Genomic DNA, 24,900 nt, shown 5'->3' on the forward strand with positions numbered 1-24,900 from the left:
TACTTAATCTCGGCACAAGAATCAGGACGCAAGTCCCAGGGCGCGTTTGACAGGAGCAAAACTACGTCGATGATGCTCCGTCGCACCATGTTCAGCAAGCGCCGCCAGATGAAAAGCGGTCGGATACCCTTTGTGCTGGGCAAAACCATACTGTGGGAAAATACCGTCCAGCGCCGCCATTTCGGCATCGCGCGTCACTTTCGCAATAATAGATGCCGCGCTGATCTCCGCCACACGGCTGTCGCCTTTCACCACCGCCATAGAGGGCACGGGCAGTGCCGGACAGCGGTTGCCGTCAATCAGCACATATTCCGGCGCAATATGCAAACCGGCAACGGCGCGCTGCATCGCCAGCATCGTGGCGTGCAAAATATTTAGTTCATCAATTTCATGAGGTTCCGCGCGTCCCAGACTCCAGCTTAACGCTTTTTCTTTGATTTCATCATACAGCACCAGACGGCGCTTTTCTGAGAGCTTCTTGGAATCATTGAGACCCACGATTGGGCGAGCCGGATCGAGGATCACAGCGGCCGTCACCACCGCGCCGACCAGCGGGCCGCGTCCAACTTCATCCACACCCGCGACCAACTGCGTATGCGGATAAACAAATTCGATCATTGTGCTAACTCCAGGACAGCGTCCGCCGCTTGCTCATCGGCATTGCAACGGATTTGCTGGTGCAACTCGCGGAAGGTGTCATGCATCGCATGGCTGGTTTTGCCATTCGCCAGCAGCGGCAGCAAGGCTTCTGCAAGCGCATGCGGCTCACACTCTTCCTGCAACAGCTCTTTGACTAATTCTCTTCCCGCCAGCAGATTAGGCAGCGAAACATAATCGGTCTTTACCAGGCGCTTCGCCAGCCAGAAGGTAAAGGGTTTCATCCGATACCCCACCACCATCGGGCATTTCGCCAGCATACACTCCAGCGCCGCCGTACCAGACGCCAGCAATGCGGCGTCGCTGGCCACCATCGCTTCACGTCCCATTCCGTCGAGCAGATGCACGGAAAGCTCCGGCGCAACCTCAGCTTTAATGCGCTCGAACTGCTCGCGGCGTTTGGCGTTCACCAGCGGTACGACAACTTCAAGGTCAGGATAGGTCTGACGCAGCAGCTGCGCGGTTTTCAGGAAGTCCGCGCTGAGCATCTCCACTTCCGCGCCACGGCTACCGGGCAGTAGCGCCAGGCAGTGTGCATCATGCGAGATTCCCAGCACATCACGCGCGGCGTTTTTATCCGGGTCCAGCGGCATAGCATCCGCCATCGTATGCCCGATAAAACGGCATGGCACGTTAAACTTGTCGTAAAACGCTTTTTCGAAAGGCAGAAAAGCCAGCACCATATTGGTGGATCTGCCTATTTTGAAAACGCGTTTCTGTCGCCACGCCCAGACGGACGGACTGACATAATGGATGGTTTTTATGCCCTGCTTTTTCAGGTTGCCTTCAAGGGTGATATTGAAGTCCGGCGCATCAATGCCGACAAAAACATCCGGCTGAAGCTCGGTAAAGCGGCGGGTCAAATCGGCACGAATATGCAATAAGCGACGCAGGCGACCAAGCACTTCAACAATGCCCATTACCGCCAGCTCTTCCATCTCATACCAGGCTTCGCAGCCCTCAGCCTGCATACGCGGCCCCGCCACGCCGACGAAACGCGCGTTGGGCACGCGCGCCTTCAGCGCGCGAATTAAGCCTGCACCAAGAATATCGCCGGAGGTTTCTCCGGCGACCAGGGCTATCGTTAAGGGACGCTGTTCCGCCATTAACGAATCAGACCGCGCGTTGAGCGGGCAAAGAAATCGCTAAAGAGTTGCACTTCCGGGTACTGCTTCGCCAATTCGGCAATTTCCGGTTTAGCTTCATCCAGCGTTTTGCCGCTGCGGTACAACGCTTTATAGGCGTTGCGGATCGCGGTGATCGCTTCGCGGGTGAAACCGCGACGCTTCAGCCCTTCGATATTGACGCCAAACGGCGTCGCATGATTGCCCTGAGCAATAACGTACGGCGGAACGTCCTGAGCAACGCCAGAACAGCCGCCAACCATCACATGCGCGCCAATGGTGCAGAACTGGTGCACTGCGGTCATGCCGCCGATGATGACAAAATCATCCAGCGAAACGTGGCCCGCAAGCGTAGCGTTATTGGCCAGAATACAGCGGTTGCCTACTGTACAATCGTGCGCCACATGGGCATTGATCATCAGTAAGTTATCGCTGCCCACCTTCGTCAACCCACCACCCTGCACTGTGCCACGATGAATGGTGACGCTTTCGCGAATGCGGTTACGATCGCCAATTTCCACACGGGTCGGTTCGCCAGCATATTTCAGATCCTGGTTTACTTCACCGATGGAGGCGAACTGATAAATCTCGTTATCGCGACCAATTTTTGTATGGCCATTCACGACAACGTGAGACTTCAGTACGGTACCCTCACCAATTTCGACATGGGGTCCAACAATACAAAAAGGACCAATATGAACATTAGCGCCAATACAGGCGCCATCTTCCACAATGGCAGTTGGATGAATAAAGGCGGATTTATCAATCACGTATCAGGCCTCCCGGCTACGAGCACACATCATGGTTGCTTCGCACACAACTTTGCCATCGACCAGAGCAACCCCTTTAAAGCGGGTCAGGCCACGGCGCGTTTTCTCGAAAGTCACTTCCATGATCATCTGATCGCCAGGCACGACAGGACGCTTAAAGCGCGCTTCGTCAATACCCGCGAAGTAATACAGTTCACCCGGCTCCAGTTTTCCAACGCTTTTAAACGCCAGAATCCCTGTTGCCTGCGCCATCGCTTCCAGAATCAGCACACCCGGAAAAATCGGTTTACCCGGGAAATGGCCCTGGAAGAAAGGCTCATTTACGGAGACATTCTTCACTGCGCGCAGAAAACGACCTTCTTCAAAGTCCAGCACACGGTCAACCAGCAAAAACGGAAAACGGTGCGGCAGAAGTTCTAAAATCTCTTCAATATGCAGAGTATGAGTGTTAGTAGTCAAAATACTCTTCCTGTCCAAATATACTAAAAGGCAATAATAACACGGCCTGCCGCAATCATATGAATGTGACAGGCCGTAAAAGGATGGCACTACAGGTGGAACGCTAGTCTTGTTGATTAACCTTGCGCTCAATCGCTTTGAGACGCTTGCTCATATCATCAATGTTCATCACCAGTGCAGCGGTTTTACGCCATACTTTGTTAGGCTGCAACGGAATGCCTGAAGAATAGACGCCAGGCTCAGTGATAGGACGCATGACCATCCCCATACCCGTCACCGTGACTTTATCGCATATTTCCATATGCCCGTTAATCACGCTGGCCCCGCCAATCATGCAGTAACGGCCAATCTTCAGGCTGCCCGCCATAATGACGCCACCGGCAACCGCCGTATTGTCGCCAATCACAACGTTATGTGCAATCTGGCACTGGTTATCAATGATAACGCCGTTGCCGATCACTGTGTCATCCAGCGCGCCACGGTCAATCGTCGTACAGGCGCCGATCTCAACACGATCGCCAATAATGACGCGACCAAGCTGCGGGATCTTCACCCAGTTACCCCGATCGTTAGCGTAACCAAAACCGTCTGCGCCGACGACAGTGCTCGACTGGATCAGGCAATTCTCACCGATCTGAATGTCGTGGTAAATCGTTACATTCGCCCACAGACGCGAACCTGCACCGATTTTTGTGTTTTTCCCGACGAAGCAACCTGCGCCGATAATCACGTTATCGCCCAGTTCTACGCCAGACTCAATGACCGCATTCGCGCCAACTGAAACATTGTTACCCAGCGTCGCTGTCGCATCGATCGCTGCACTCGGTGCAATATTCTGCGCAGGCTGCGGCGTGGTATCTAAAATTTGCGCCATTCGCGCATACGTCAGGTAGGGGTTCTTCACTACCAGCGCAGCACTCTTAGCAAAAGGAAGATCGTCCTGCGTCATGACAACGGCAGAAGCCTGGCATACGCCTAAGTGTTCACGGTATTTAGGATTCACCATGAACGTGATGTGGCCTGTTTGCGCAGATTGCATGGACGCAACGCCGGTGATGACGATATCGCCATCACCGTGTAATTCTGCATCCAACTGCTCTGCTAAATCAGCCAGTCGAATTGAAGGCATTACTTATTTAACCTGTTTCAGTACGTCAGCAGTGATGTCTTTCACGTCGCTGCTGTTATAAGCAACGGTGTTGGCATCAACGACCAGATCGATGCTCTGGCTGTTAGCAACGGATTTCACAGCAGTCTGGATACGGGTAACCAGTTTGCCACGTTCTTCGTTGGAACGACGCGCGCGATCCTGTTCAAAAGCCTGGGCTTTCTGAGAGAAAGTCTGGCGTTGAGCCATCACGTCTTTTTCCAGCTTAGTACGTTCGCTACCTGCTTTCATGGACTGCAAACGCTGCATTTTAGATTGCAGATCGGTTTCCATACGCTGCAATTCGCTGGCACGGCCTTTGAACTCGTTTTCCAGCGTGTTAGAAACACCCGTCTTCTGTGCGACCTGTTGGAACAGGCTACCCATATTAACGATCGCAATTTTGTCAGCAGCCTGTGCGGACGTTACCATCGCTAAACCGAGACCTGCAGCTAATAACCACTTTTTCACAATAAACTCCTTACCATCCCATTTGTGCCCGCAGGCACAGTTCTTTGCGTGGCCAGGCGATCTCAGACGAGATCGCCAAAAGTCATCGCTACACTACCATTACATTCCTTTGCACAGAACAATTACCAGGTCTTACCAATGTTAAACTGGAACTGTTCCGATTTGTCTCCATCGTACTTTTTGAACGGCTGGGCGTAGGAGAAGACCAACGGCCCCAATGGGGACATCCATTGTAATGCGATACCAGCAGACATACGGATATTACTCGGATCGCTGTAGTCCGGGTAACCGGCATACGCGTTCGAATCCCAGTTCGTATCCCAGACAGTACCTACGTCCCAGAAGAAGGAGGTACGAACCGAGTTAGCGTACTTGTCGCTAATAAACGGCGTCGGGGTGATGAATTCGAGGCTGGCGACAGCCATAGCGTTACCGCCTACTGCGTCATCAGACTTACACGGCGCAGTTTCAGTGCTCTTACAATCGTTATCGTAGTCGTCATCGCCGTCATGACGGCTGCTCGCCGGGTAGTACACCGCTTTTGGACCGATAGTATTGGACTGGAAGCCACGCACGGTGCTTGAGCCACCGGCATAGAAGTTCTCATAGAACGGCATCTCTTTGCCGCCAATACCATCACCATAACCCCAACGAGTACGACCCAGAACCACCCATTTGTGATCGTCATCGATCGGCACATAGGTCGCGGTATCCAGCGTCGCTTTGTAGTATTCGTTATCAGAGCCCGGGATGGTCACTTTACCATTCAGGTTGACACGCGTACCTTCCGTCGGGAAGAAGCCACGGTCCAGCTTGTTATAAGTCCAACCGTAGTTGAAGGTGAAGTCGTTAGCGCTGAATGAGTTGCGGTCATTCGTATCGGACGGATATTCCCCCATCGAGTTCAGGTAACGCCACATGGCAACCTGCGGCTGCATGTTGGACAGGGAGTTATGTACATAACCTAAACCTGCACGCAGCGTGTTGTACTCGTTAATCGGGAAGCCCAGCGTAACGTCTGTACCATAACTTTTGTTGGTATAGTCGGACAGATCCGCATCATCTGCCTGGAAGTCATTATAGAAGATACGGCCGCCGAGGCTGACGCCATCAACGGTGAAGTATGGGTTAGTGACAGACAGTTCAGTATAGGTCTGGTAGTCGTTTTTGGTCCCGTTAATACCCACGGAATAACCCGTACCTAACCAGTTGTCCTGCTGAACGCCCGCCTGGAAGCTCACGCCGCTTTCTGTGCCGTAACCAATACCGAAGTTAAAGCTACCGGTGTTACGCTCTTTCACTTTATAGACGACGTCAACCTGGTCCGGGCTGCCCGGAACGCGCTGCGTGTCGGTATCGACGGTTTCAAAGTAACCCAGACGGTTCAGACGCTCTTTACCCTGATCGACCAGATCGCTGCCTAACCATGCCCCTTCCATCTGGCGCATTTCGCGGCGCAGGACGGAATCTTTCGAGGTGTCGTTGCCTTCAAAACGGATCTTACGCACGTAGAAACGGTTACCCGCATCAACGTTCACACGTAATTTAACGGTTTTGTCGGCATCGTTGATTTCAGGCTGCGACTGTACGCGCGGGTAGGCATAGCCATAACGACCAAGAAGTTTCTTGATGTCGTCTTCCATTTTGGTCACTTTGGTACCGTTATAGAGTTCGCCTGGTTCGATCTTCGTCAGGTTCTCAATCTCGGCGGAGTGTCCAGCCAGGTTACCGCTCACCTGCACACCGGAAAGCTTGTACTGATCGCCTTCGGTGATATTAACGGTGATGTAGATGCCTTTCTTATCCGGCGTCAGGCTGACCTGCGTCGAATCGATGTTGAAACGGGCATAACCACGATCCAGATAGTAGCTGCGCAGCGTTTCAAGGTCGCCAGCCAGTTTCTGTTTCTGGTATTTACGATCGCCCACGACGTTCCACCACGGCACTTCGTCGCGCAGCTGGAAGTGAGAAATGAGTTCGTCAGTGCTGAAGGCATGGTTGCCGACGATATTGATCTGTTGGATCTTCGCCGATACACCTTCCTGGAACACCAGTTTGAGGTCCACACGGTTACGCGGCAGCGGCGTGACGACCGCTTTTACGCTGGCGCTGTATTTACCAACGCTGTAGTAGAAGTCTTCCAGTCCTTTTTCGATATCAGAGAGCGTGGTGCGATCCAGTGATTCGCCAACACGCACGCCAGACGCCTCAAGGTTCTGCTTCAGCATGTCATCTTTCACCGATTTGTTACCGGAGAAAGTGATGCTGGCAATCGTCGGACGTTCTTTTACCTGAACCAGAAGCGTATCACCATCGCGCAGGACGCGGACATCCTCGAAGTTGCCAGTGGCGAACAGAGCACGAATGGTATTACTGATATCTTCATCATTAACCGTGTCGCCTGTGCGCACCGGCATACTGAGGAGGGCCGCACCAACGGCGACTCGCTGTAGGCCTTCGAAATGAATGTCCTTCACCACGAACCCTTCAGCACCGTATACGGTGGCGCTGCTAAACAGCAGCGACGCTATGAGCAACTTTTTCATCGCCATCGTTATTATGCGTTCTTCCTAACTAACTCTCTTACAACCGAGAGAAATCATTGAAAAGTGCAAGCCCCATTAACAACACCAGCAAAATCGCGCCAATGCGGTAACTAAAGTCTTGAACCCGCTCGGATACCGGCCCGCCCTTCAGCTTTTCAATCGCCAGGAACAGCAGATGCCCCCCGTCAAGAACGGGCAGCGGAAACAGGTTGATTATCCCTAAGTTCACGCTGATAAGCGCAAGAAACATCAGGTAATAAATGCCCCCAAATTCCGCTGACATCCCAGCCCCCTGAGCGATAGAAATCGGCCCACTGAGGTTGTTCAGTTTCACATCACCGGTTATCAATTTTCCCAGCATACTGACCGTCAGCTTCATCAACTGCCACGTCTTGTCCGTGGCTTCGAGGATGGCGCTGAATGGCCCATACTGGCGTACAGTCTTGTACTCATCCGGCAGAGGAATAATTTTAGGCACAACACCCGCAAAACCTTCTGCCTTTCCGTTAACCGGCTTTGTATCCGGGATTAACGTCAAAGACAAGGAACTCCCCTGCCTTTCAATTTCCAGCGCTAACGGCTTATCTGGATTGTTGCGCACAAGCGTCACAAACGTCATCCATTGCGTTAACGACTGACCATCGACTTTAACGATCCTGTCGCCTGCTTGCAAACCCGCCTTACTTGCAGCGGAGTTCGCCTGCACTTCTGACAGCACCGGTTCGATCTGTGGACCACGCGGCCGAATCCCTAAAGAAGATACAGGATCTTCTTTATCTGGCTCAAATGCCCAGTGGCGCAAATCTAACGTTTTATCCTGGCGCTGATTACTGCCGAACGGCGCCACGCTGATTGTCGTACGCTCATCGCCGATTTTGGACACCAGCTGTAAGCGCACCGCATCCCAATCAGGGGTTTCGATGCCATCAATGGCTTTAAGTTCCGTACCAGGAAGAATTTGCGCCTGGGCGGCAATCGAGTTGGGTGTTATTTCACCAACCACCGGACGAACGCCAGGGACGCCGATGATAAAAACCAGCCAGTAGGCAAAAATAGCGAAAAGAAAATTTGCAATCGGACCTGCGGCGATAATCGCCGCCCGCTGTCCCACGGTTTTATTGTTGAAAGCGTGGTGGCGCAGTTCCGGCACAACCGGCTCAGCGCGCTCATCCAGCATTTTGACGTAACCGCCGAGGGGAATCATGGCGATCACATATTCCGTACCGTATCGATCGGTACGCCGCCAAAGCGCTTTCCCAAAACCGATAGAAAAGCGCTCGACACGAACACCGCAGCGCCGGGCAACCCAGAAATGACCAAATTCATGCACGGTGATAAGCACACCCAGTGCGACGATGAATGCAGCCAGATTCCAGAGAATACTCAGCATAAAACCTTCCGTTAGAGTGTCCTGAATACCAGTAACAACAGGCAAGCAAAGACCGGTACTGCCGCCGTCAGGCTATCAATACGATCCAGAATACCACCATGCCCTGGGATCAAGTGACCACTGTCCTTAATTCCTGCTTCACGCTTAAACATGCTCTCAGTCAGATCGCCCAGCACTGACGCCAGGGCCGCGATGACAGAGCAAATCAGTAAGGTTGAAGGCGCAACATCCAGATTCGCCCACATGCCGTAACCCCATGAAATCACGGCGGCAGTCGCGAGTCCGCCAATAAAGCCCTGCCAGGTTTTACCAGGAGAAACCTTTGGCGCAAGTTTATGTTTGCCGAACAGTTTGCCAAACATATATGCCCCGGAGTCTGCCCCCCAGACGAGGATCATGACATAGAGCAGCCATATGGCGCCACTGTAATGATTCTCATCATAGTGCCAGGCGCGCAGCGCCAGCATTCCCCAAAAAAAAGGAATGATGGTTAACACCCCGAAAATTACGCGTAATGTCTTTGAATTACGCCAGATCGCCGCCGAACCGGGATAAAATAACACCAGTAATAATGCAACGACCCACCAGCCCAACGACGCCCAAAGCGAAACCTCAACAAGCGGTTGATGAATGTTGCGGTGATATTCAGGCAGCAAAAACAGCATCAGCGCCAGCAATAACCCGCACAGCACCGCCAGCCAGACCCGCTGAGTACGCGTGGTAAAACCGCTTAACTGTCCCCATTCCCAGGCGGCCAGCATACAAACGACCAGCGTGACAATGGCGAACCCCACCGGCGGGAGTAAAAAAAGCGCCGCGATGACAACGGGTATTAAAACAAAAGCAGAAATCAGGCGATACTTCAGCAAAAGCGACCCCCATCAGGCTTTTTCATCACCGGGCTCGGTGCCGCCGAAACGACGCTCTCGATTGGCAAAGGCATGCAGCGCCCCTTCAAAGTCTTGTTCATCGAAATCGGGCCAAAGAACATCAGTAAAGTAAAGTTCGGCATAGGCAATTTGCCAAAGCAAAAAGTTACTAATGCGATGCTCTCCCCCAGTCCTAATTACTAAATCTACAGGAGCCAGTTCATGCATACAGATTTTCTGGTTTAGCATCTCTTCGTCAATCTGATCAGGGCGCAGCAGTCCTTCCTGCACCTGTTCTGCCAGTTGCCTGACTCCCTGGACAATATCCCAACGTCCGCCATAATTCGCCGCGATATTCAGCGTCAGCCCGGTATTCTGGGCGGTAAGCGCTTCAGACTTGCGAATACGTTCTTGCAAACGCGAGTTAAATCGACTGGTGTCGCCAATAATGCGCAGGCGAACGTTATGGCGATGCAGGCTTTTTACTTCGCTATCCAGCGCCCACACGAACAGCTCCATTAACGCACTCACTTCCTGCGCTGGTCGGTTCCAGTTCTCACTGCTAAAGGCATACAGCGTTAACGCATCAATACCGTTGTTGGCAGCGAAAGATACGGCCCGACGGACGGATTTTGCTCCGGCCTTATGCCCAAAGGCGCGAATCTTCCCTTGCTTTTTCGCCCAGCGGCCATTGCCATCCATAATGATTGCTACATGGCGACAGCCATGTGCTGGCAAATTTTCGCTTAGTGGTTGAGTTGCAGACAACATAACGCGTTTTTAGTCCCTGAAAGGATTTAACGGTACTCAGGAATACTGAAGCCTTTTGCGCTTCATCCTTCAGGCTGCCTCTTCGTTGGCTATGAATGATGCAACCTGAATGATTTTGTGCATCCACAAAAAAGCCGTGTCAAACCACGGCTTACCTGACCGCATAAAGCCAAATATCTGCGATCGGGTGGCGCAGACTATATCACTGAAGCCCAACGCTAACAAATAGCACGATCCTGTGTAGAGGGATTATCATCAGCTTGCGAGTCGCATCACCTGTTTTCTGGCGACGTCACGCGCGACGGCATCAACCCTGAGAACGTCGTCAACGCTTCCCGGTTCCTGCAAATCCATTTTCTCCAGCACAGATAAATTGAGCTCAGCAATATCTGTAAAGCGAATCTCTTCAGCCAGAAATGCGGCGACGGTGATTTCATTCGCCGCATTCAGCGCGGTTGTCGCGGCCTGACCTTGCTCAAACGCGTCCATCGCCAGTTTCAGGCACGGATAGCGCTGATAATCCGGCGCAGAGAACGTCAACGCACTGAGCTTGCAAAAATCGAGCGGCTTCACGCCAGAGTTCACGCGATTCGGCCACGCCATCGTATGCGCGATTGGCGTACGCATATCCGGCTCCCCCAGTTGCGCCAGAACGCTGCCGTCCTGATAACGCACCATTGAGTGAATAACCGACTGCGGGTGAATCAACACGTCCATCTGGCTTGCGCTGGCGTTAAACAACCAACGCGCTTCAATGTATTCCAGACCTTTATTCATCATGGTGGCGGAATCGACGGAAATTTTTCGTCCCATAGACCAGTTCGGATGACGACATGCCTGATCGGGCGTCATGGCCGCCAGATCGCACAATGGCGTTTCACGAAAAGGGCCACCAGACCCGGTAAGCAAAATCGACATCACGCCATTTTGCTCCAGCTCAGCGTATCCCAGATCGTTTTGAATAGGTTGGGGCATACTCTGAAAAATCGCGTTATGTTCGCTATCTACCGGTAAAAGCCGGGCTTTACTGCGTTTCACCTCGTCCATAAACAGGCGCCCGCAGGTAATCAGCGACTCTTTATTGGCAAGCAGGATGGTTTTACCGGCGCGAATCGCCGCAAGCGTAGGCAGCAGACCTGCCGCGCCCACGATAGCCGCCATCACCTGATCGACCTCATCCAGCGCAGCCATATCGCAGGCGGCCTGTTGTCCGCTCAGGACGTCAGTGCGGCTTCCATGTTCCAGAAGCGCAGTTTTCAGCCGTTGAGCGCTCTGTTCATCGTCCATCACCGCATAACGCGGCGAAAACTCCAGGCACTGCTCTACCATACGGGTGACATTTTTACCCGCAACCAGCGCGACAACACGGAAGCTTTCAGGATTATGGCGCACCACATCCAGCGTGCTGCAACCAATAGAGCCGGTCGAGCCCAGAATGGTTAGTTGCTTCATGAAACGTCCAGAAGAATTGAGACAGGATAGAAAGCAAAACGCCGCCCGGAAGACCCGTCAGGGTCAACCAGCGGCGTTTTAGTCGTACAGGAAAATCAGAACTGCATCAGTTCCGCTTCTTTTTCCGTCAGCGCCGCATCAACTTTCTTGATGGCAGCGTCAGTCAGTTTCTGTACTTCGTCCTGAGAACGGCGATCGTCATCTTCGCTGATCTCTTTATCTTTCAGCAGCGCTTTTACTTTGTCGTTCGCGTCACGGCGTACGTTACGCACGGCAACACGCGCCTGCTCTGCTTCGCCACGAACGATTTTGGTCAGGTCTTTACGACGTTCTTCAGTCAGCGGCGGCAGCGGAACACGGATATCGCTACCCGCAGAACTCGGGTTCAGGCCGAGGTCAGAAGCCATAATCGCTTTCTCAACCGCCGGGCTCATGGAGCGATCGAACACGTTGATTTTCAGCGTGCGGGAGTCTTCTACCGTTACGCTCGCCAGCTGACGCAGCGGAGTCGGCGTGCCGTAATATTCCACGACAATGCCATCCAGCAGGCTGGGAGAAGCACGACCCGTGCGAATTTTGCTGATTTGGTTTTTAAACGCTTCAACGCATTTTTCCATGCGTACTTCAGCATCTTTTCTGATATCGCTAATCACGTTACGAATCCTTGAAAACTAGTCTCAGTCGACCAGACAATCACACAATACACTTCATCCTTCAGGCTGCCTCTGCGTTGGCTGCGAACGTTCTTCCCTGTCACGTACCAGTGTACGGGCCTCGGGATTCATGCTCTTGCCGCCGTGATGCAGCATGAATGATTTCGTGTATACAGAGTATGCTCAGTATAGTCTCGTTTAATTCATGCCACAGGATATATAAATCCTGCCGGGTAAAGGCGAATCTTACCCGGAATTGGCCATCACGGGAATTATTCCGTGATTAAAGTCCCTTCTTTTTCGCCCATCACGACGCGACGCAGCGCGCCCGGCTTGTTCATATTGAAAACACGAATTGGCAATTTGTGGTCACGAGCCAGCGTGAACGCGGCCAGATCCATCACTTTCAGCTCTTTATCCAGCACTTCGCCGTAGGTGAGTTGCTCATACATCGTGGCGGACGGATCTTTGGCCGGGTCCGCAGTAAATACGCCATCGACTTTCGTGGCTTTCAGCACCACATCCGCTTCAATTTCGATACCGCGCAGGCAAGCCGCAGAGTCGGTGGTGAAGAAGGGGTTGCCGGTGCCCGCAGACAGGATAACCACACGGTTATTACGCAGCAGACTAATGGCTTCTGCCCAGCTGTAGTTGTCACACACGCCATTCAGCGGAATAGCGGACATCAGGCGGGCGTTCACATAGGCGCGGTGGAGCGCATCGCGCATCGCCAGACCGTTCATCACGGTGGCCAGCATGCCCATGTGGTCGCCCACAACGCGGTTCATACCCGCTTTCGCCAGACCAGCACCACGGAACAGGTTACCGCCACCAATCACCACACCAACCTGAATGCCCAGTTCCACCAGTTCTTTGATTTCCTGAGCCATACGATCCAGTATGCTTGCATCAATACCGAAGCCTTCCGAACCCTGCAGAGCTTCGCCACTCAATTTAAGCAGAATACGTTTATAGACGGGTTTTGCATTGGTAGCCATGTTTCTTTCCTGAGACTGTCAACGATTGAGATGAGTTAATTCCGGCGACATTGTATGTCGCTTTTCAGCGCAGCCACTATAGGGGTTGGCTGAATTTACAAGATGGACGCAAAAAGAAGCCGCCCTCAGGCGGCTCCTTTTCGACAATTAAGACTGCTTGGACATCGCAGCAACTTCTGCTGCAAAGTCAGTCTCAACTTTCTCGATGCCTTCGCCCACTTCAAAGCGGATGAAGCCAGTTACGTCGGCGTTGTGCTCTTTCAGCAGCTGACCAACAGATTTGCTCGGTTCCATAACGAAAGGCTGACCGGTCAGAGAAACTTCGCCGGTGAATTTCTTCATGCGGCCTTCAACCATTTTCTCTGCGATTTCTTTCGGCTTACCAGACTGCATCGCGATATCCAGCTGTACCTGGTATTCTTTCTCTACCACTTCAGCAGACACGTCTTCCGGCTTAACGAACTCAGGCTTGCTTGCAGCAACGTGCATTGCCAGCTGTTTAACCAGCTCTTCGTCAGCGCCTTTAGCCGCAACCAGAACACCGATGCGCGCACCGTGCTGGTAAGAACCCAGAACGTCGCCTTCCAGGGAAGCAACACGGCGAATGTTGATGTTTTCACCGATTTTTGCCACCAGAGCAACGCGCTCTTCTTCAAACTGTGCTTTCAGCACGTCAACGTCAGTGATTTTACCAGCAACAGCGGCGTCCAGCACTTTGTCAGCAAATGCCTGGAAACCAGCATCTTTAGCAACGAAGTCAGTCTGGCAGTTAACTTCCAGAATGATGCCGTAGTTGCCGTCGATTTTGGTTTTGATCACGCCGTCAGCAGCAACGTTGCCTGCTTTTTTCGCTGCTTTGATCGCACCGGATTTACGCATGTTTTCGATTGCCAGCTCGATGTCGCCATTCGCTTCAGTCAGTGCTTTTTTGCAATCCATCATGCCTGCGCCAGTACGCTCACGCAGCTCTTTTACCAGGGATGCGGTAATTTCAGCCATTCTAAAATCCTCGGAAGATTTGATCTGCCCGGCATCAAACCGCACAGATTTAAAAGTGAAAAAGGGGCCTAAAGGGCCCCTAACCAAACGTGATACTACCTGGTTTATAAGGGGGCTCGAACGAGCGTGCCTTATTATTCAGCTTCTACGAAGCTTTCTTCCGCCTGAGAAGCCAGATCCTGAGAACGGCCTTCACGAACGGTTGCAGCTACAGCGCCCAGGTACAGGCTAACAGCACGGATTGCGTCGTCGTTACCCGGGATAACGAAGTCAACACCGTCCGGATCAGAGTTGGTATCAACGATAGCAAATACCGGGATACCCAGGTTGTTTGCTTCTTTGATAGCAATGTGCTCGTGGTCAGCATCGATAACGAACAGTGCGTCCGGCAGGCCGCCCATGTCTTTGATACCGCCCAGGCTGTTTTCCAGTTTCTCAAGCTCACGAGTGCGCATCAGCGCTTCTTTTTTGGTCAGCTTTTCGAAAGTACCGTCCTGAGACTGAGTTTCCAGGTCTTTCAGACGTTTGATGGACTGACGAACGGTTTTCCAGTTAGTCAGCATACCGCCCAGCCAGCGATGGTTCACGAAGAACTGGTCGCAGCTGTTAGCAGCGTCTTTCACCGCTTCGCTTGCAGCACGTTTAGTACCAACGAAAAGGATTTTACCTTTGCGAGAAGCAATCTTGTTCAGTTCAGCCAGCGCTTCGTTGAACATCGGTACCGTTTTCTCAAGGTTGATGATGTGAACTTTGTTACGCGCACCGAAGATGAACGGCTTCATTTTCGGGTTCCAGTAACGGGTCTGGTGACCGAAGTGAACACCAGCCTTGAGCATGTCGCGCATGGAAACAGTTGCCATGATTAAAACCTCTATATATAAAAGTTGGGGTTATGCCTCCACGTATCCCATATTACCGACCCCAAAGGGCACCCCGGAATATGTGCCGATACGTGTGTGTTGTTACACAAAGTGAGATTTGTCGCTTCAGTCCATCTTGTGTAGTCTTCGAATGGAACGGAAGTCCGGCGCGCTTTATACCACAAATACGCAGCAGACACCAATAATTGTTGGCTCGATGTGCTGTTAATGATTCTCAATTTGGCAGGCTACGCTTTGGACTGATACCATTGACAGCACTTACACAATTATTGTCGAAATAATCGACACCGATGGACAGAATTCATGGCTATCTCAATCAAGACCCCTGAAGAAATCGAAAAAATGCGCGTCGCTGGCCGCCTGGCCGCTGAAGTGCTGGAGATGATCGAACCGTATATCAAACCGGGCGTCAGCACCGGGGAACTGGATCGCATCTGCAACGACTACATCGTCAATGAACAACACGCGATCTCCGCTTGCCTCGGCTACCACGGTTATCCGAAATCCGTTTGCATCTCCATTAATGAAGTGGTGTGCCACGGTATCCCGGACGACGGCAAATTGCTGAAAGACGGCGATATCGTCAATATCGACGTAACCGTAATTAAAGATGAATACCACGGCGATACGTCGAAAATGTTTATCGTCGGCAAACCGACGATTCTGGGCGAGCGCTTGTGCCGTGTAACCCAGGAAAGCCTGTATCTGGCGCTGCGAATGGTCAAACCGGGCATCCGTCTGCGCACGCTGGGCGCGGCCATTCAGAAATACGCGGAAGGCGAAGGCTTCTCTGTCGTTCGCGAATATTGCGGTCACGGGATTGGTCGCGGCTTCCATGAAGAACCGCAGGTTCTGCACTACGATGCGGACGACGGCGGCGTGGTTCTGCAACCGGGAATGACGTTCACCGTTGAACCGATGCTGAACGCCGGTGATTACCGCATCCGCACCATGAAAGACGGCTGGACGGTAAAAACCAAAGACAGAAGCTTGTCTGCGCAGTACGAGCATACTATTGTGGTAACCGAAAACGGCTGTGAAATTCTGACGTTACGCAAGGATGACACCATCCCGGCGATTATCACGCACGACGCATAAACTTTTGCCTGATGGCGCTACCGCTTATCAGGCCTACAATCAGCGTTTACCCGTAGGCCGAATAAGGCGTTAACGCCGCATCCGGCTTTTTAATGGGTGGCGCATAATGAATACTCTTCCTGAACAGCACGCGAATACGGCTCTCCCCACCCTACCCGGCCAACCGCAAAATCCGGGAGCCTGGTCGCGTGACGAGCTTACCGTCAGCGGAATTAAAGCCCACATTGATATTTTCCAGCAGTGGCTGGGAGACGCTTTTGACAGCGGGATTTCCGCAGAGCAATTGATTGAAGCCCGCACCGAATTTATCGACCAGTTGCTGCAACGACTGTGGATCGACGCCGGATTCGGGCAAATTGCCGATCTGGCCCTGGTGGCCGTCGGCGGCTATGGACGGGGCGAGCTGCATCCGCTTTCCGACATTGACCTGCTCATCCTGAGCCGTAAAAAGCTGCCCGACGCTCAGGCGCAAAAAGTCGGGGAACTGCTGACCTTGCTGTGGGATGTGAAGCTGGAAGTAGGGCATAGCGTGCGCACACTGGAAGAGTGTCTGCTGGAAGGGCTGTCGGACTTAACCGTCGCCACCAATCTGATTGAAACACGTCTGCTGATCGGCGACGTGGCGCTTTTTCTGGAACTGCAAAAGCATATTTTCAGTGAAGGCTTCTGGCCGTCGGAGAAATTTTTCGCCGCCAAAGTCGAAGAGCAAAACCAGCGCCACCAGCGCTATCACGGCACCAGCTATAACCTTGAACCCGATATTAAAAGCAGCCCCGGCGGCCTGCGTGATATCCACACCCTGCAATGGGTGGCCCGCCGTCACTTCGGCGCAACGTCTCTCAATGAGATGGTCGGCTTCGGCTTCTTAACCCAGGCAGAACGCGCCGAGCTAAACGAGTGCCTGCATATTTTGTGGCGCATTCGCTTCGCGCTGCACCTGGTGGTCAGCCGTTACGACAACCGCCTGCTGTTCGACAGGCAGCTCAGCGTTGCCCAGCGGCTCAACTACACTGGCGAAGGCAACGAGCCGGTTGAGCACATGATGAAAGACTATTTCCGGGTCACGCGTCGGGTGAGCGAACTGAACCAGATGCTATTACAGCTGTTTGATGAAGCAATCCTCGCCCTGCCCGCCGATGAAAAACCGCGCCCGATTGATGACGATTTTCAACTGCGCGGCACGCTGATCGACCTGCGCGATGACGATCTGTTTATCCGTTCGCCGGAAGCGATCCTGCGGATGTTTTATATGATGGTGCGCAATAGCACCATCACTGGCATCTATTCCACCACGCTGCGCCATCTGCGCCATGCCCGCCGCCACCTGACCCAGCCGCTGTGCTACATCCCGGAAGCGCGCTCTCTGTTTCTCAGTATGCTGCGTCATCCGGGCGCCGTCAGCCGCGGTTTGCTGCCAATGCATCGCCACAGCGTGCTTTGGGCTTACATGCCGCAATGGTCGCATATCGTCGGCCAAATGCAGTTCGACCTGTTCCATGCCTATACGGTGGATGAGCACACCATTCGCGTAATGCTGAAGCTGGAAAGTTTCGCCAAAGAAGAGACCCGCCAGCGCCATCCGCTGTGCGTCGATCTCTGGCCGCGCCTGCGGCAACCGGAACTGATCCTGATCGCGGCGCTGTTCCATGATATCGCCAAAGGGCGCGGCGGCGACCACTCGGTACTCGGCGCGCAGGACGTGCTCAAATTTGCCGAACTGCACGGCCTGAACTCACGCGAAACGCAACTGGTCGCCTGGCTGGTACGCCAGCACCTGCTGATGTCGGTTACCGCCCAGCGGCGCGATATCCAGGACCCTGAGGTCATCAAACAGTTCGCCGAAGAGGTGCAAACGGAACACCGCCTGCGTTTCCTGGTATGCCTGACGGTCGCTGACATTTGCGCCACTAACGAAACGCTGTGGAACAGCTGGAAGCAAAGCCTGTTGCGCGAACTGTACTTCGCCACCGAAAAACAGCTACGTCGCGGCATGCAAAACACGCCGGATATGCGCGAACGCGTGCGCCATCATCAGCTTCAGGCGCTGGCACTGCTGCGAATGGACAATATAAACGAAGAGGCGCTGCATCAAATCTGGACACGCTGCCGCGCTAACTATTTCGTGCGCCATAGCCCGAATCAGCTGGCCTGGCATGCGCGTCATCTGTTACAGCACGATCTGACCCGACCGCTGATTCTGGTCAGCCCGCAGGCCACGCGCGGCGGAACGGAGATCTTCATCTGGAGTCCTGACCGCCCTTATCTGTTTGCCGCCGTTTGCGCAGAACTGGACAGGCGCAATCTGAGCGTTCATGACGCGCAAATCTTCACCACCCGCGACGGCATGGCGATGGATACCTTTATTGTGCTGGAGCCGGACGGCAGCCCTCTCTCCGCCGATCGTCACGAAGCCATCCGTTTTGGACTGGAGCAGGCAATTACCCAGAGCAGCTGGCAGCCTCCGCAGCCGCGTCGCCAGCCGGCCAAACTGCGCCACTTTACCGTCGATACCGAGGTCACTTTTCTGCCTACTCACACCGACAGAAAATCGTTCCTTGAACTTATCGCTCTCGATCAGCCGGGCCTGCTGGCGCGGGTCGGGCAAATTTTTGCCGATCTGGGAATTTCGCTTCATGGCGCCCGAATTACAACCATTGGCGAGCGAGTAGAAGATTTATTCATAATCGCGACAGCCGACCGGCGTGCCCTTAATAATGAGCTACAGCAGGAAGTGCATCAACGGTTGACAGCGGCCCTCAATCCAAACGATAAAGGGTAGTGTGTTTATTCATATGGAAAGAGTTTAACAATGCAGCAGTTACAGAACGTTATTGAGTCCGCTTTCGAGCGCCGTGCCGACATCACTCCGGCGAATGTAGATACCGTGACCCGCGAAGCGGTTAACCAGGTCATTTCTCTGCTGGATTCCGGTGCGCTGCGTGTGGCAGAAAAGATTGATGGCCAGTGGGTGACTCACCAGTGGCTGAAGAAAGCGGTTCTGCTCTCTTTCCGTATTAACGATAACCAGGTTATCGACGGTGCGGAAAGCCGCTACTTCGATAAAGTACCGATGAAATTCGCCGACTATGACGAAGCGCGCTTCCAGAAAGAAGGCTTCCGCGTAGTGCCGCCTGCCGCTGTGCGTCAGGGCGCGTTTATCGCACGCAACACCGTACTGATGCCATCCTACGTAAACATCGGCGCATTCGTTGATGAAGGCACGATGGTAGATACCTGGGCAACCGTAGGTTCCTGCGCGCAGATTGGTAAAAACGTACACCTGTCCGGCGGCGTCGGCATCGGCGGCGTACTGGAACCGCTACAGGCGAACCCGACAATCATCGAAGATAACTGCTTCATCGGCGCGCGTTCTGAAGTGGTTGAAGGGGTGATCGTTGAGGAAGGTTCCGTCATCTCTATGGGCGTGTACATCGGTCAAAGCACCCGTATTTACGATCGCGAAACGGGCGAAATCCATTATGGCCGCGTACCGGCAGGCTCCGTTGTGGTTTCCGGCAACCTGCCGTCGAAAGACGGCAAATACAGCCTGTACTGTGCGGTCATCGTGAAAAAAGTCGACGCGAAGACGCGCGGCAAAGTCGGGATCAACGAGCTGTTACGTACCATCGACTAACAATGATTTGAAAAAGCGGGCTGAGCCCGCTTTTTTTACATCTGTGGCTGGCGGAAAGAGAACTTTTCGTTAATTATTCATAGGTTATGTTGAGATGAAGGGTACCGCTATGTATGACAATCTGAAAAGTCTGGGCATTACCAATCCTGAAGAAATCGATCGTTACAGCCTGCGGCAAGAAGCCAACAACGATATCCTGAAAATCTATTTCCAGAAGGATAGAGGCGAGTTCTTTGCCAAAAGCGTAAAGTTCAAATATCCCCGCCAGCGTAAAACCGTCGTCGCCGATGGTATCGGACAAGGTTACAAAGAGGTGCAGGAGATCAGTCCTAACCTGCGCTATGTGATCGATGAGCTGGATCAGATCTGCCAGCGCGATCGCACGGAAGTCGATCTCAAACGTAAGATCCTGGATGATTTACGTCATCTGGAAAGCGTGGTCGCCAACAAGATCAACGAAATTGAAGCCGATCTGGAAAAACTAACGCGTAAGTAAGCTGTGTGTTGCCGGATGGCGGCGTGTTACGCCTTATCCGGCCTACAGGTAACTCCCGGTAGGCCTGATAAGCGTCGCGCCATCAGGCAATCAATGCTGCTCGTCCAGTTGCAGTGCGACATACAGCAACAGCCGATCGTCAAAATTGCCCAAATCCAGCCCCGTCAACTCAGAGATGCGGTTCAGACGGTATTCCAGCGTATTACGGTGAATAAAGAGCGCCTTCGACGTTGCCAGCGGCTGCACGTTATGGCGAAACCACGCGGCCAGCGTCCGGCGTAACAGCCCGTTATTATCCATCGCCTTCAGCTTTGAGAGCGGGCGCGCCAGCTCATTGGCCTGCCAGCCACCACGCAGGCTGTCCAGCAGCACTGGCAACATCAAATCCTGGTAAAAGTAGCTACGTTGCTCCGGCATACGCTGCTTGCCCACCATCATGGTAGTACGCGCAGTGCGCCAGGAACGGGCGATACTGCCCGGGCCGGTAAAATAGTTCCCCAGTGCGACCCGAAAGCGCAATTGCCCGTTCTCTTTCATCCGGGCAATCAACTGCTCAATACGCTTGCGATGGTCGTCCGCATCCCAGCGCCCAAACTGATTCAGCGCCGGTTTCAGCACAACCATTTCCGTCAAAGAAACGATAGCAATCAAATTGTTGCGTTCAGGCGTCGTTAACGCATTTTGCAGCTGCTGCAACTCCTCCATCGCGCTGTCAACGCCAAGCTGCCCACTGTCCACTTCAACCACGGCAGCCACACGCGGTTGGTTCAGGTCGATACCCAGCCGCTGCGCCCACTCCGTCAACGCTGGCGTATTTTCCTCAGCCTGAATCAGGTTCATCACCAGTTCTTCACGCAGACGGCTGTCCTGGGCCAGCAGATGCATCAGCCGCGACTGCTCCAGCATCATTTCGGCCGTCATACAGACCAGCTCACCGTATTTTCGCAGGTGTTGCGGCTCACCGGTTAAACCAATAACGCCGACGATCTCCCCTTCCAGGCGCAACGGCAGGTTGATCCCCTGGCGCACGCCGTGGAGATGCCGCGCCACCGCATCATCAATATCGACCACGCGCCCCTGCGACAGCACCAACAGCGCGCCTTCGTGCAATTCACCAATGCGCTCCCGATCGCCGCTACCGATAATACGCCCACGGGCATCCATTACGTTGATATTGGTATCGATGATGCGCATTGTGCGCGCCACAATATCCTGTGCCATTTTGGTATCAAGATGCCAGCCAGCCATAATCCCCTCCTGTGAGCAGAGCTCAAGCATAGGGAAGATGCTAACCTGCATCATTGTGCATCTGCACAAACTAAAGCAGAGAAGTATGGAGTTGTGGGGGGCCTCACAGAATGTGAGAAATGCCCTTTTCCCGGACAGGAAAAGGGCAAGAGAGGAAATTACTGCATCAGCAGATAGATGGTACTATCGCCGCGCTGAATATTCAGCGCCAGAACAGAAGGTTTGCTGTCGAGGATTTTACGCAGCTCAGCGATGTTCTTAATCGCCTGCTGGTTGGCCCCCACAATCACATCCCCTTTCTTCAGGCCAATCTGCGCAGCCGGCGTATTCGGCTTCACGTTGCTGACAACAACGCCTTTATCCTGGCCTTTGTTGCTCATTTCCGCGCCTTCAATACCATTGAAGATGGAGCTGGAATCAACCTGATTCTGGCTGCTCTGTTGCAGTTCCAGGTTGACAGTCACCGGCTTGCCATCACGCAGCAGACCAAGGCTGATTTTGCTGCCTACCGGCATCGTACCCACCTGGGCGCGCAGCGCGGCAAAGCTGCTGATCGGCTTACCATTCAGGGACGTGATCACATCCCCGGCTTTAATACCGGCTTTCGCCGCAGAAGAGTTCGCCATCACCTGGCTGACAAACGCGCCGCGCTGGGCATCGACTTTCATCGCCTTCGCCAGTTCCGAGTTTAGCTCCGTCCCCATGATACCCAGCTCACCGCGTTTAACCTGGCCATACTCCACCATCTGGGAGGTCAGGTTTTTCACCATATTGCTGGGGATAGCAAAACCAATACCGATGTTGCCGCCGTCCGGCGCAAGAATCGCGGTGTTAATCCCGATCAGTTCGCCGTTCAGGTTCACCAGCGCGCCACCGGAGTTACCACGGTTGATGGCGGCATCCGTCTGGATAAAGTTTTCGTAGTTTTCCGCGTTCAGACCGCTACGGCCCAGTGCGGAGACGATACCGGAAGTCACCGTTTCGCCCAGACCAAACGGGTTGCCGATAGCGACGGTATAATCCCCCACGCGCAGCGCATCGGAATCCGCCAGCTTAATGGCCGTCAGATTTTTCGGGTCCTGAATTTGAACCAGCGCGATATCAGAGCGCGGATCTTTACCGACGACCTTAGCGTCAAATTTACGGCCATCGCTCAGTTGAACTTTGATGACCGTCGCGTTATCCACCACATGGTTGTTGGTGACGACATAACCTTTTGCGGCATCAATAATGACGCCGGAGCCCAGCGCCATAAATTTCTGTTGCTGACCGCCGCCCTGACCCCCGCCCTGGCAGAACGGAGAACTCTGGAACGGCGAACCGTCCTGGCAGAATGGCGAATCATCGCCAAAGAACTGCTGGAAATTACGCGGCATACGCGGCGTGTTGACGGTTGTGCTACCTTCCACGTTGATACTCACCACCGATGGCATCACTTTTTCGAGCATCGGTGCCAGACTTGGCATCTGCTGGGCAGTCGTTGCCGAAGACGCCGTCTCAGCCGCCGTTGCAGACAGGGGAGACAGCGCCAAACCTAAACTCAGAGCCAGTGCACTCATTGCTAATGTGGTTTTTTTCATGTGTTTCAATCTCGATTAACAGATAACGCAAAATTGCTGTGTACGTCAGATTCGTTTTATAGCGCGAAGTTCCAGAATAAAGTTTCTGGAAAAAGTAAAAATTTATTGTCCATCTTTACAAAAGCGTATTTATTATTCAACCGCCATCAGACGCCGGTATTCATCCCAGGCGTACAGATCCGTCATCCCGCTGATATAATCCTGGATCAAACGGCAGCGATAATAATATTCCAGCGTGGGGTACTCCGGCGCCTCCGGCGATAATTTACTGACGGCCTCCACGTAAGCCAGGCGATGGCGCGTAGAGAGCTTCTGGAATAAACGAGATTCTATTGGAAAACGCTTCACCCGCTCTTTTTCAACCAGTTCCCTGAAATCGACCAGGGACATACGTAATAACGGTTGATAAATTTCTAATAACCCGCTGATGACGCGGTAGCCCTGTAATTCCAGTTGTTCAACATCCGGGTGGCTAAACACATGTTTTATCGCCACATTTTTATATAACTCAAGCAACTGGCTGAAGCTGCTGGCGTCTTCCAGCAGCGCATGATTGAAACTGCCGTCAAAGATTTGCGGCAAGTTATCAATAAAACGCTGAGCCGCGTAGGGCACCAGTTTATTTAGCGTATTCACGCGTAAATACATAAAGAACTGATCTTCCGTACTGCGACTTAGCGAATTTGAGCGAGACTTTTCCCAGGCATTCTCAACAACCTGAGTAAACAGCGATCCTTTTTCATGGTGGCCCCATGCTTCGTAAAGATGGTGATATAACTGCTCAACGCTGAAGATTCTTTTCTCGACGGCATCTTCCAGATCGGCCACGCAATAAGAGATATCATCGGCGGCCTCCATAATCCATGTTAATGGGAAACGGCTGTAAGGCGCTAACGCAAGTTCTTTACGTAACCTCTCAATATACGGCGCTTCAGAGAGATAATACCCCGGCTTTTTCATTAAATAACGGTGCGTCGCGGGCGTTTCTCCTCGCCACCATGCCGGGCGAGTGTATTTTAAAATGCCGCCCACCTGCGCCCAGGTCAGATTCATGCGCATTAATGTATGCACCAGGCGGATGCCCTGCGCGTTGCCCTCGAAATGACATAAATCCTGGCGCACCTTGCGACGAATATCATTCAAAGACTCCTCGCCTTCACGCAGACGCAGCGCCGCCACCGCGCAGCGGTCGTCGCTAAGCGGCTGGCTTTCCGCATCCGCCGGGTGCAGGCGCTGGCGAAACCAGTCATTGATCGCCGCCTCGCCGAAATGACCAAACGGCGGATTGCCAATGTCATGCATCAGGCAGGACATTTCCACAATGCTCTCAAAGGGGCCGGTCAGTTCATCCAGACCGTATTGTTCCAGCAGCTTTAACTCTTTTAACCGGCTCAGGATCTCTTTCGCGATATAACGCCCGACCTGCTGCACCTCCATAGAATGCGTCAACCGCGTCCGAACGGCGGCGTTACGCTCCAGTGGAAAGACCTGCGTTTTTTGCTGAAGCCGACGGATCGCCGGGGAATTGATGATGCGTCCACGATCGCTTTCAAAGATCCGCAGGATCTCATGTTCGGTCTTCACCCCCTGCGGTGAACGATAACGACGATGCCAGTTAATTTTATTTCGGAAATCGATCTGTGCCATGTCCTCTCCC

The 24,900-nt window shown here is 53.1% G+C and carries 22 protein-coding genes; 4 read left to right on the top strand and 18 right to left on the bottom strand.

Translation table 11 applies throughout. The annotated features are described in order from the left end of the window. Positions 1 to 21: 21 nt before the first annotated feature. The 15 genes from rnhB to rpsB all read right to left on the bottom strand — a co-directional run bounded on the left by rnhB (position 22) and on the right by rpsB (position 15,166). Entirely contained in the window at positions 22 to 618 is a 597-nt protein-coding gene (gene rnhB, locus OGX81_RS00910) for a ribonuclease HII (protein WP_104869061.1), read from the bottom strand. Further along, positions 615 to 1,763: a lipid-A-disaccharide synthase gene (lpxB, locus tag OGX81_RS00915; RefSeq protein WP_012133975.1), complete on the bottom strand. Its 1,149-nt coding sequence runs from the start codon at positions 1,761 to 1,763 to the stop codon at positions 615 to 617. Before lpxB ends, rnhB begins: the two co-directional genes overlap by 4 nt. Continuing rightward, a complete protein-coding gene (lpxA, locus tag OGX81_RS00920) occupies positions 1,763 to 2,551 on the bottom strand; it encodes an acyl-ACP--UDP-N-acetylglucosamine O-acyltransferase (protein ID WP_024130684.1) in 789 nt (262 codons plus the stop codon). Before lpxA ends, lpxB begins: the two co-directional genes overlap by 1 nt. A 3-nt stretch (positions 2,552 to 2,554) precedes the next feature. Then, positions 2,555 to 3,010: a 3-hydroxyacyl-ACP dehydratase FabZ gene (gene fabZ / locus OGX81_RS00925; RefSeq protein ID WP_003018528.1), complete on the bottom strand. Its 456-nt coding sequence runs from the start codon at positions 3,008 to 3,010 to the stop codon at positions 2,555 to 2,557. Positions 3,011 to 3,113: 103 nt separating this feature from the next. Continuing rightward, positions 3,114 to 4,139 (bottom strand): UDP-3-O-(3-hydroxymyristoyl)glucosamine N-acyltransferase, encoded by a 1,026-nt coding sequence (gene lpxD, locus OGX81_RS00930; RefSeq protein WP_012133978.1) that lies wholly within the window; start codon positions 4,137 to 4,139, stop codon positions 3,114 to 3,116. A 3-nt stretch (positions 4,140 to 4,142) separates the two neighbouring features. Beyond that, positions 4,143 to 4,628 carry a molecular chaperone Skp gene (gene skp, locus OGX81_RS00935; protein ID WP_024130685.1) on the bottom strand — a complete coding sequence of 162 codons (486 nt, stop codon included), beginning with the start codon at positions 4,626 to 4,628 and terminating at the stop codon, positions 4,143 to 4,145. Between the two features lie 122 nt (positions 4,629 to 4,750). Then, positions 4,751 to 7,180, bottom strand: a complete 2,430-nt coding sequence (gene bamA / locus OGX81_RS00940; protein ID WP_071257613.1) for an outer membrane protein assembly factor BamA — start codon at positions 7,178 to 7,180, stop codon at positions 4,751 to 4,753. Positions 7,181 to 7,211: 31 nt separating this feature from the next. After that, complete coding sequence (gene rseP, locus OGX81_RS00945) at positions 7,212 to 8,564, bottom strand: sigma E protease regulator RseP (protein ID WP_012133981.1); 1,353 nt, start codon at positions 8,562 to 8,564, stop codon at positions 7,212 to 7,214. Positions 8,565 to 8,575: 11 nt separating this feature from the next. Next, complete coding sequence (cdsA, locus tag OGX81_RS00950) at positions 8,576 to 9,433, bottom strand: phosphatidate cytidylyltransferase (RefSeq protein ID WP_012133982.1); 858 nt, start codon at positions 9,431 to 9,433, stop codon at positions 8,576 to 8,578. A 12-nt stretch (positions 9,434 to 9,445) separates the two neighbouring features. After that, positions 9,446 to 10,204 carry a (2E,6E)-farnesyl-diphosphate-specific ditrans,polycis-undecaprenyl-diphosphate synthase gene (gene ispU, locus OGX81_RS00955; RefSeq protein WP_049007937.1) on the bottom strand — a complete coding sequence of 253 codons (759 nt, stop codon included), beginning with the start codon at positions 10,202 to 10,204 and terminating at the stop codon, positions 9,446 to 9,448. Positions 10,205 to 10,459: 255 nt separating this feature from the next. Further along, positions 10,460 to 11,656 (bottom strand): 1-deoxy-D-xylulose-5-phosphate reductoisomerase, encoded by a 1,197-nt coding sequence (gene ispC, locus OGX81_RS00960; protein ID WP_012133985.1) that lies wholly within the window; start codon positions 11,654 to 11,656, stop codon positions 10,460 to 10,462. A 95-nt stretch (positions 11,657 to 11,751) separates the two neighbouring features. After that, positions 11,752 to 12,309: a ribosome recycling factor gene (frr, locus tag OGX81_RS00965; RefSeq protein ID WP_024130687.1), complete on the bottom strand. Its 558-nt coding sequence runs from the start codon at positions 12,307 to 12,309 to the stop codon at positions 11,752 to 11,754. A 272-nt stretch (positions 12,310 to 12,581) separates the two neighbouring features. Next, positions 12,582 to 13,307, bottom strand: a complete 726-nt coding sequence (pyrH, locus tag OGX81_RS00970; RefSeq protein ID WP_012133987.1) for a UMP kinase — start codon at positions 13,305 to 13,307, stop codon at positions 12,582 to 12,584. A gap of 147 nt (positions 13,308 to 13,454) precedes the next feature. Further along, a complete protein-coding gene (gene tsf, locus OGX81_RS00975) occupies positions 13,455 to 14,306 on the bottom strand; it encodes a translation elongation factor Ts (protein ID WP_024130688.1) in 852 nt (283 codons plus the stop codon). Between the two features lie 134 nt (positions 14,307 to 14,440). Next, positions 14,441 to 15,166 carry a 30S ribosomal protein S2 gene (rpsB, locus tag OGX81_RS00980; protein WP_012133990.1) on the bottom strand — a complete coding sequence of 242 codons (726 nt, stop codon included), beginning with the start codon at positions 15,164 to 15,166 and terminating at the stop codon, positions 14,441 to 14,443. Positions 15,167 to 15,490: 324 nt separating this feature from the next. On the opposite strand from rpsB, the gene map reads away from it, so the two are divergent. The 4 genes from map to OGX81_RS01000 all read left to right on the top strand — a co-directional run bounded on the left by map (position 15,491) and on the right by OGX81_RS01000 (position 20,415). Next, positions 15,491 to 16,285: a type I methionyl aminopeptidase gene (gene map, locus OGX81_RS00985; RefSeq protein WP_012133991.1), complete on the top strand. Its 795-nt coding sequence runs from the start codon at positions 15,491 to 15,493 to the stop codon at positions 16,283 to 16,285. Positions 16,286 to 16,391: 106 nt separating this feature from the next. Next, entirely contained in the window at positions 16,392 to 19,064 is a 2,673-nt protein-coding gene (glnD, locus tag OGX81_RS00990; RefSeq protein ID WP_012133992.1) for a bifunctional uridylyltransferase/uridylyl-removing protein GlnD, read from the top strand. Between the two features lie 30 nt (positions 19,065 to 19,094). Then, positions 19,095 to 19,919, top strand: a complete 825-nt coding sequence (gene dapD / locus OGX81_RS00995; protein WP_012133993.1) for a 2,3,4,5-tetrahydropyridine-2,6-dicarboxylate N-succinyltransferase — start codon at positions 19,095 to 19,097, stop codon at positions 19,917 to 19,919. A 109-nt stretch (positions 19,920 to 20,028) separates the two neighbouring features. Continuing rightward, positions 20,029 to 20,415, top strand: a complete 387-nt coding sequence (locus tag OGX81_RS01000) for a DUF3461 family protein (RefSeq protein ID WP_024130689.1) — start codon at positions 20,029 to 20,031, stop codon at positions 20,413 to 20,415. Between the two features lie 90 nt (positions 20,416 to 20,505). On the opposite strand, the gene cdaR is transcribed toward OGX81_RS01000, so the two are convergent. From cdaR to dgt, 3 genes are all read right to left on the bottom strand, one after another. Continuing rightward, on the bottom strand, positions 20,506 to 21,663 hold the full coding sequence (gene cdaR / locus OGX81_RS01005) for a DNA-binding transcriptional regulator CdaR (protein WP_049011619.1): 1,158 nt from the start codon (positions 21,661 to 21,663) through the stop codon (positions 20,506 to 20,508). 158 nt (positions 21,664 to 21,821) lie between these two features. Continuing rightward, positions 21,822 to 23,243, bottom strand: a complete 1,422-nt coding sequence (degP, locus tag OGX81_RS01010) for a serine endoprotease DegP (protein ID WP_012133996.1) — start codon at positions 23,241 to 23,243, stop codon at positions 21,822 to 21,824. Positions 23,244 to 23,375: 132 nt separating this feature from the next. Further along, the gene (gene dgt / locus OGX81_RS01015; protein WP_012133997.1) at positions 23,376 to 24,890 is read right to left on the bottom strand and encodes a dGTPase; all 1,515 of its coding nucleotides are present in this window, start codon (positions 24,888 to 24,890) and stop codon (positions 23,376 to 23,378) included. Positions 24,891 to 24,900 lie beyond the last annotated feature (10 nt).

Origin of the sequence: Citrobacter sp. CK206, assembly GCF_030333125.1 — a bacterium.
GTDB classification, from domain to species: Bacteria; Pseudomonadota; Gammaproteobacteria; order Enterobacterales; family Enterobacteriaceae; genus Citrobacter_B; species Citrobacter_B koseri.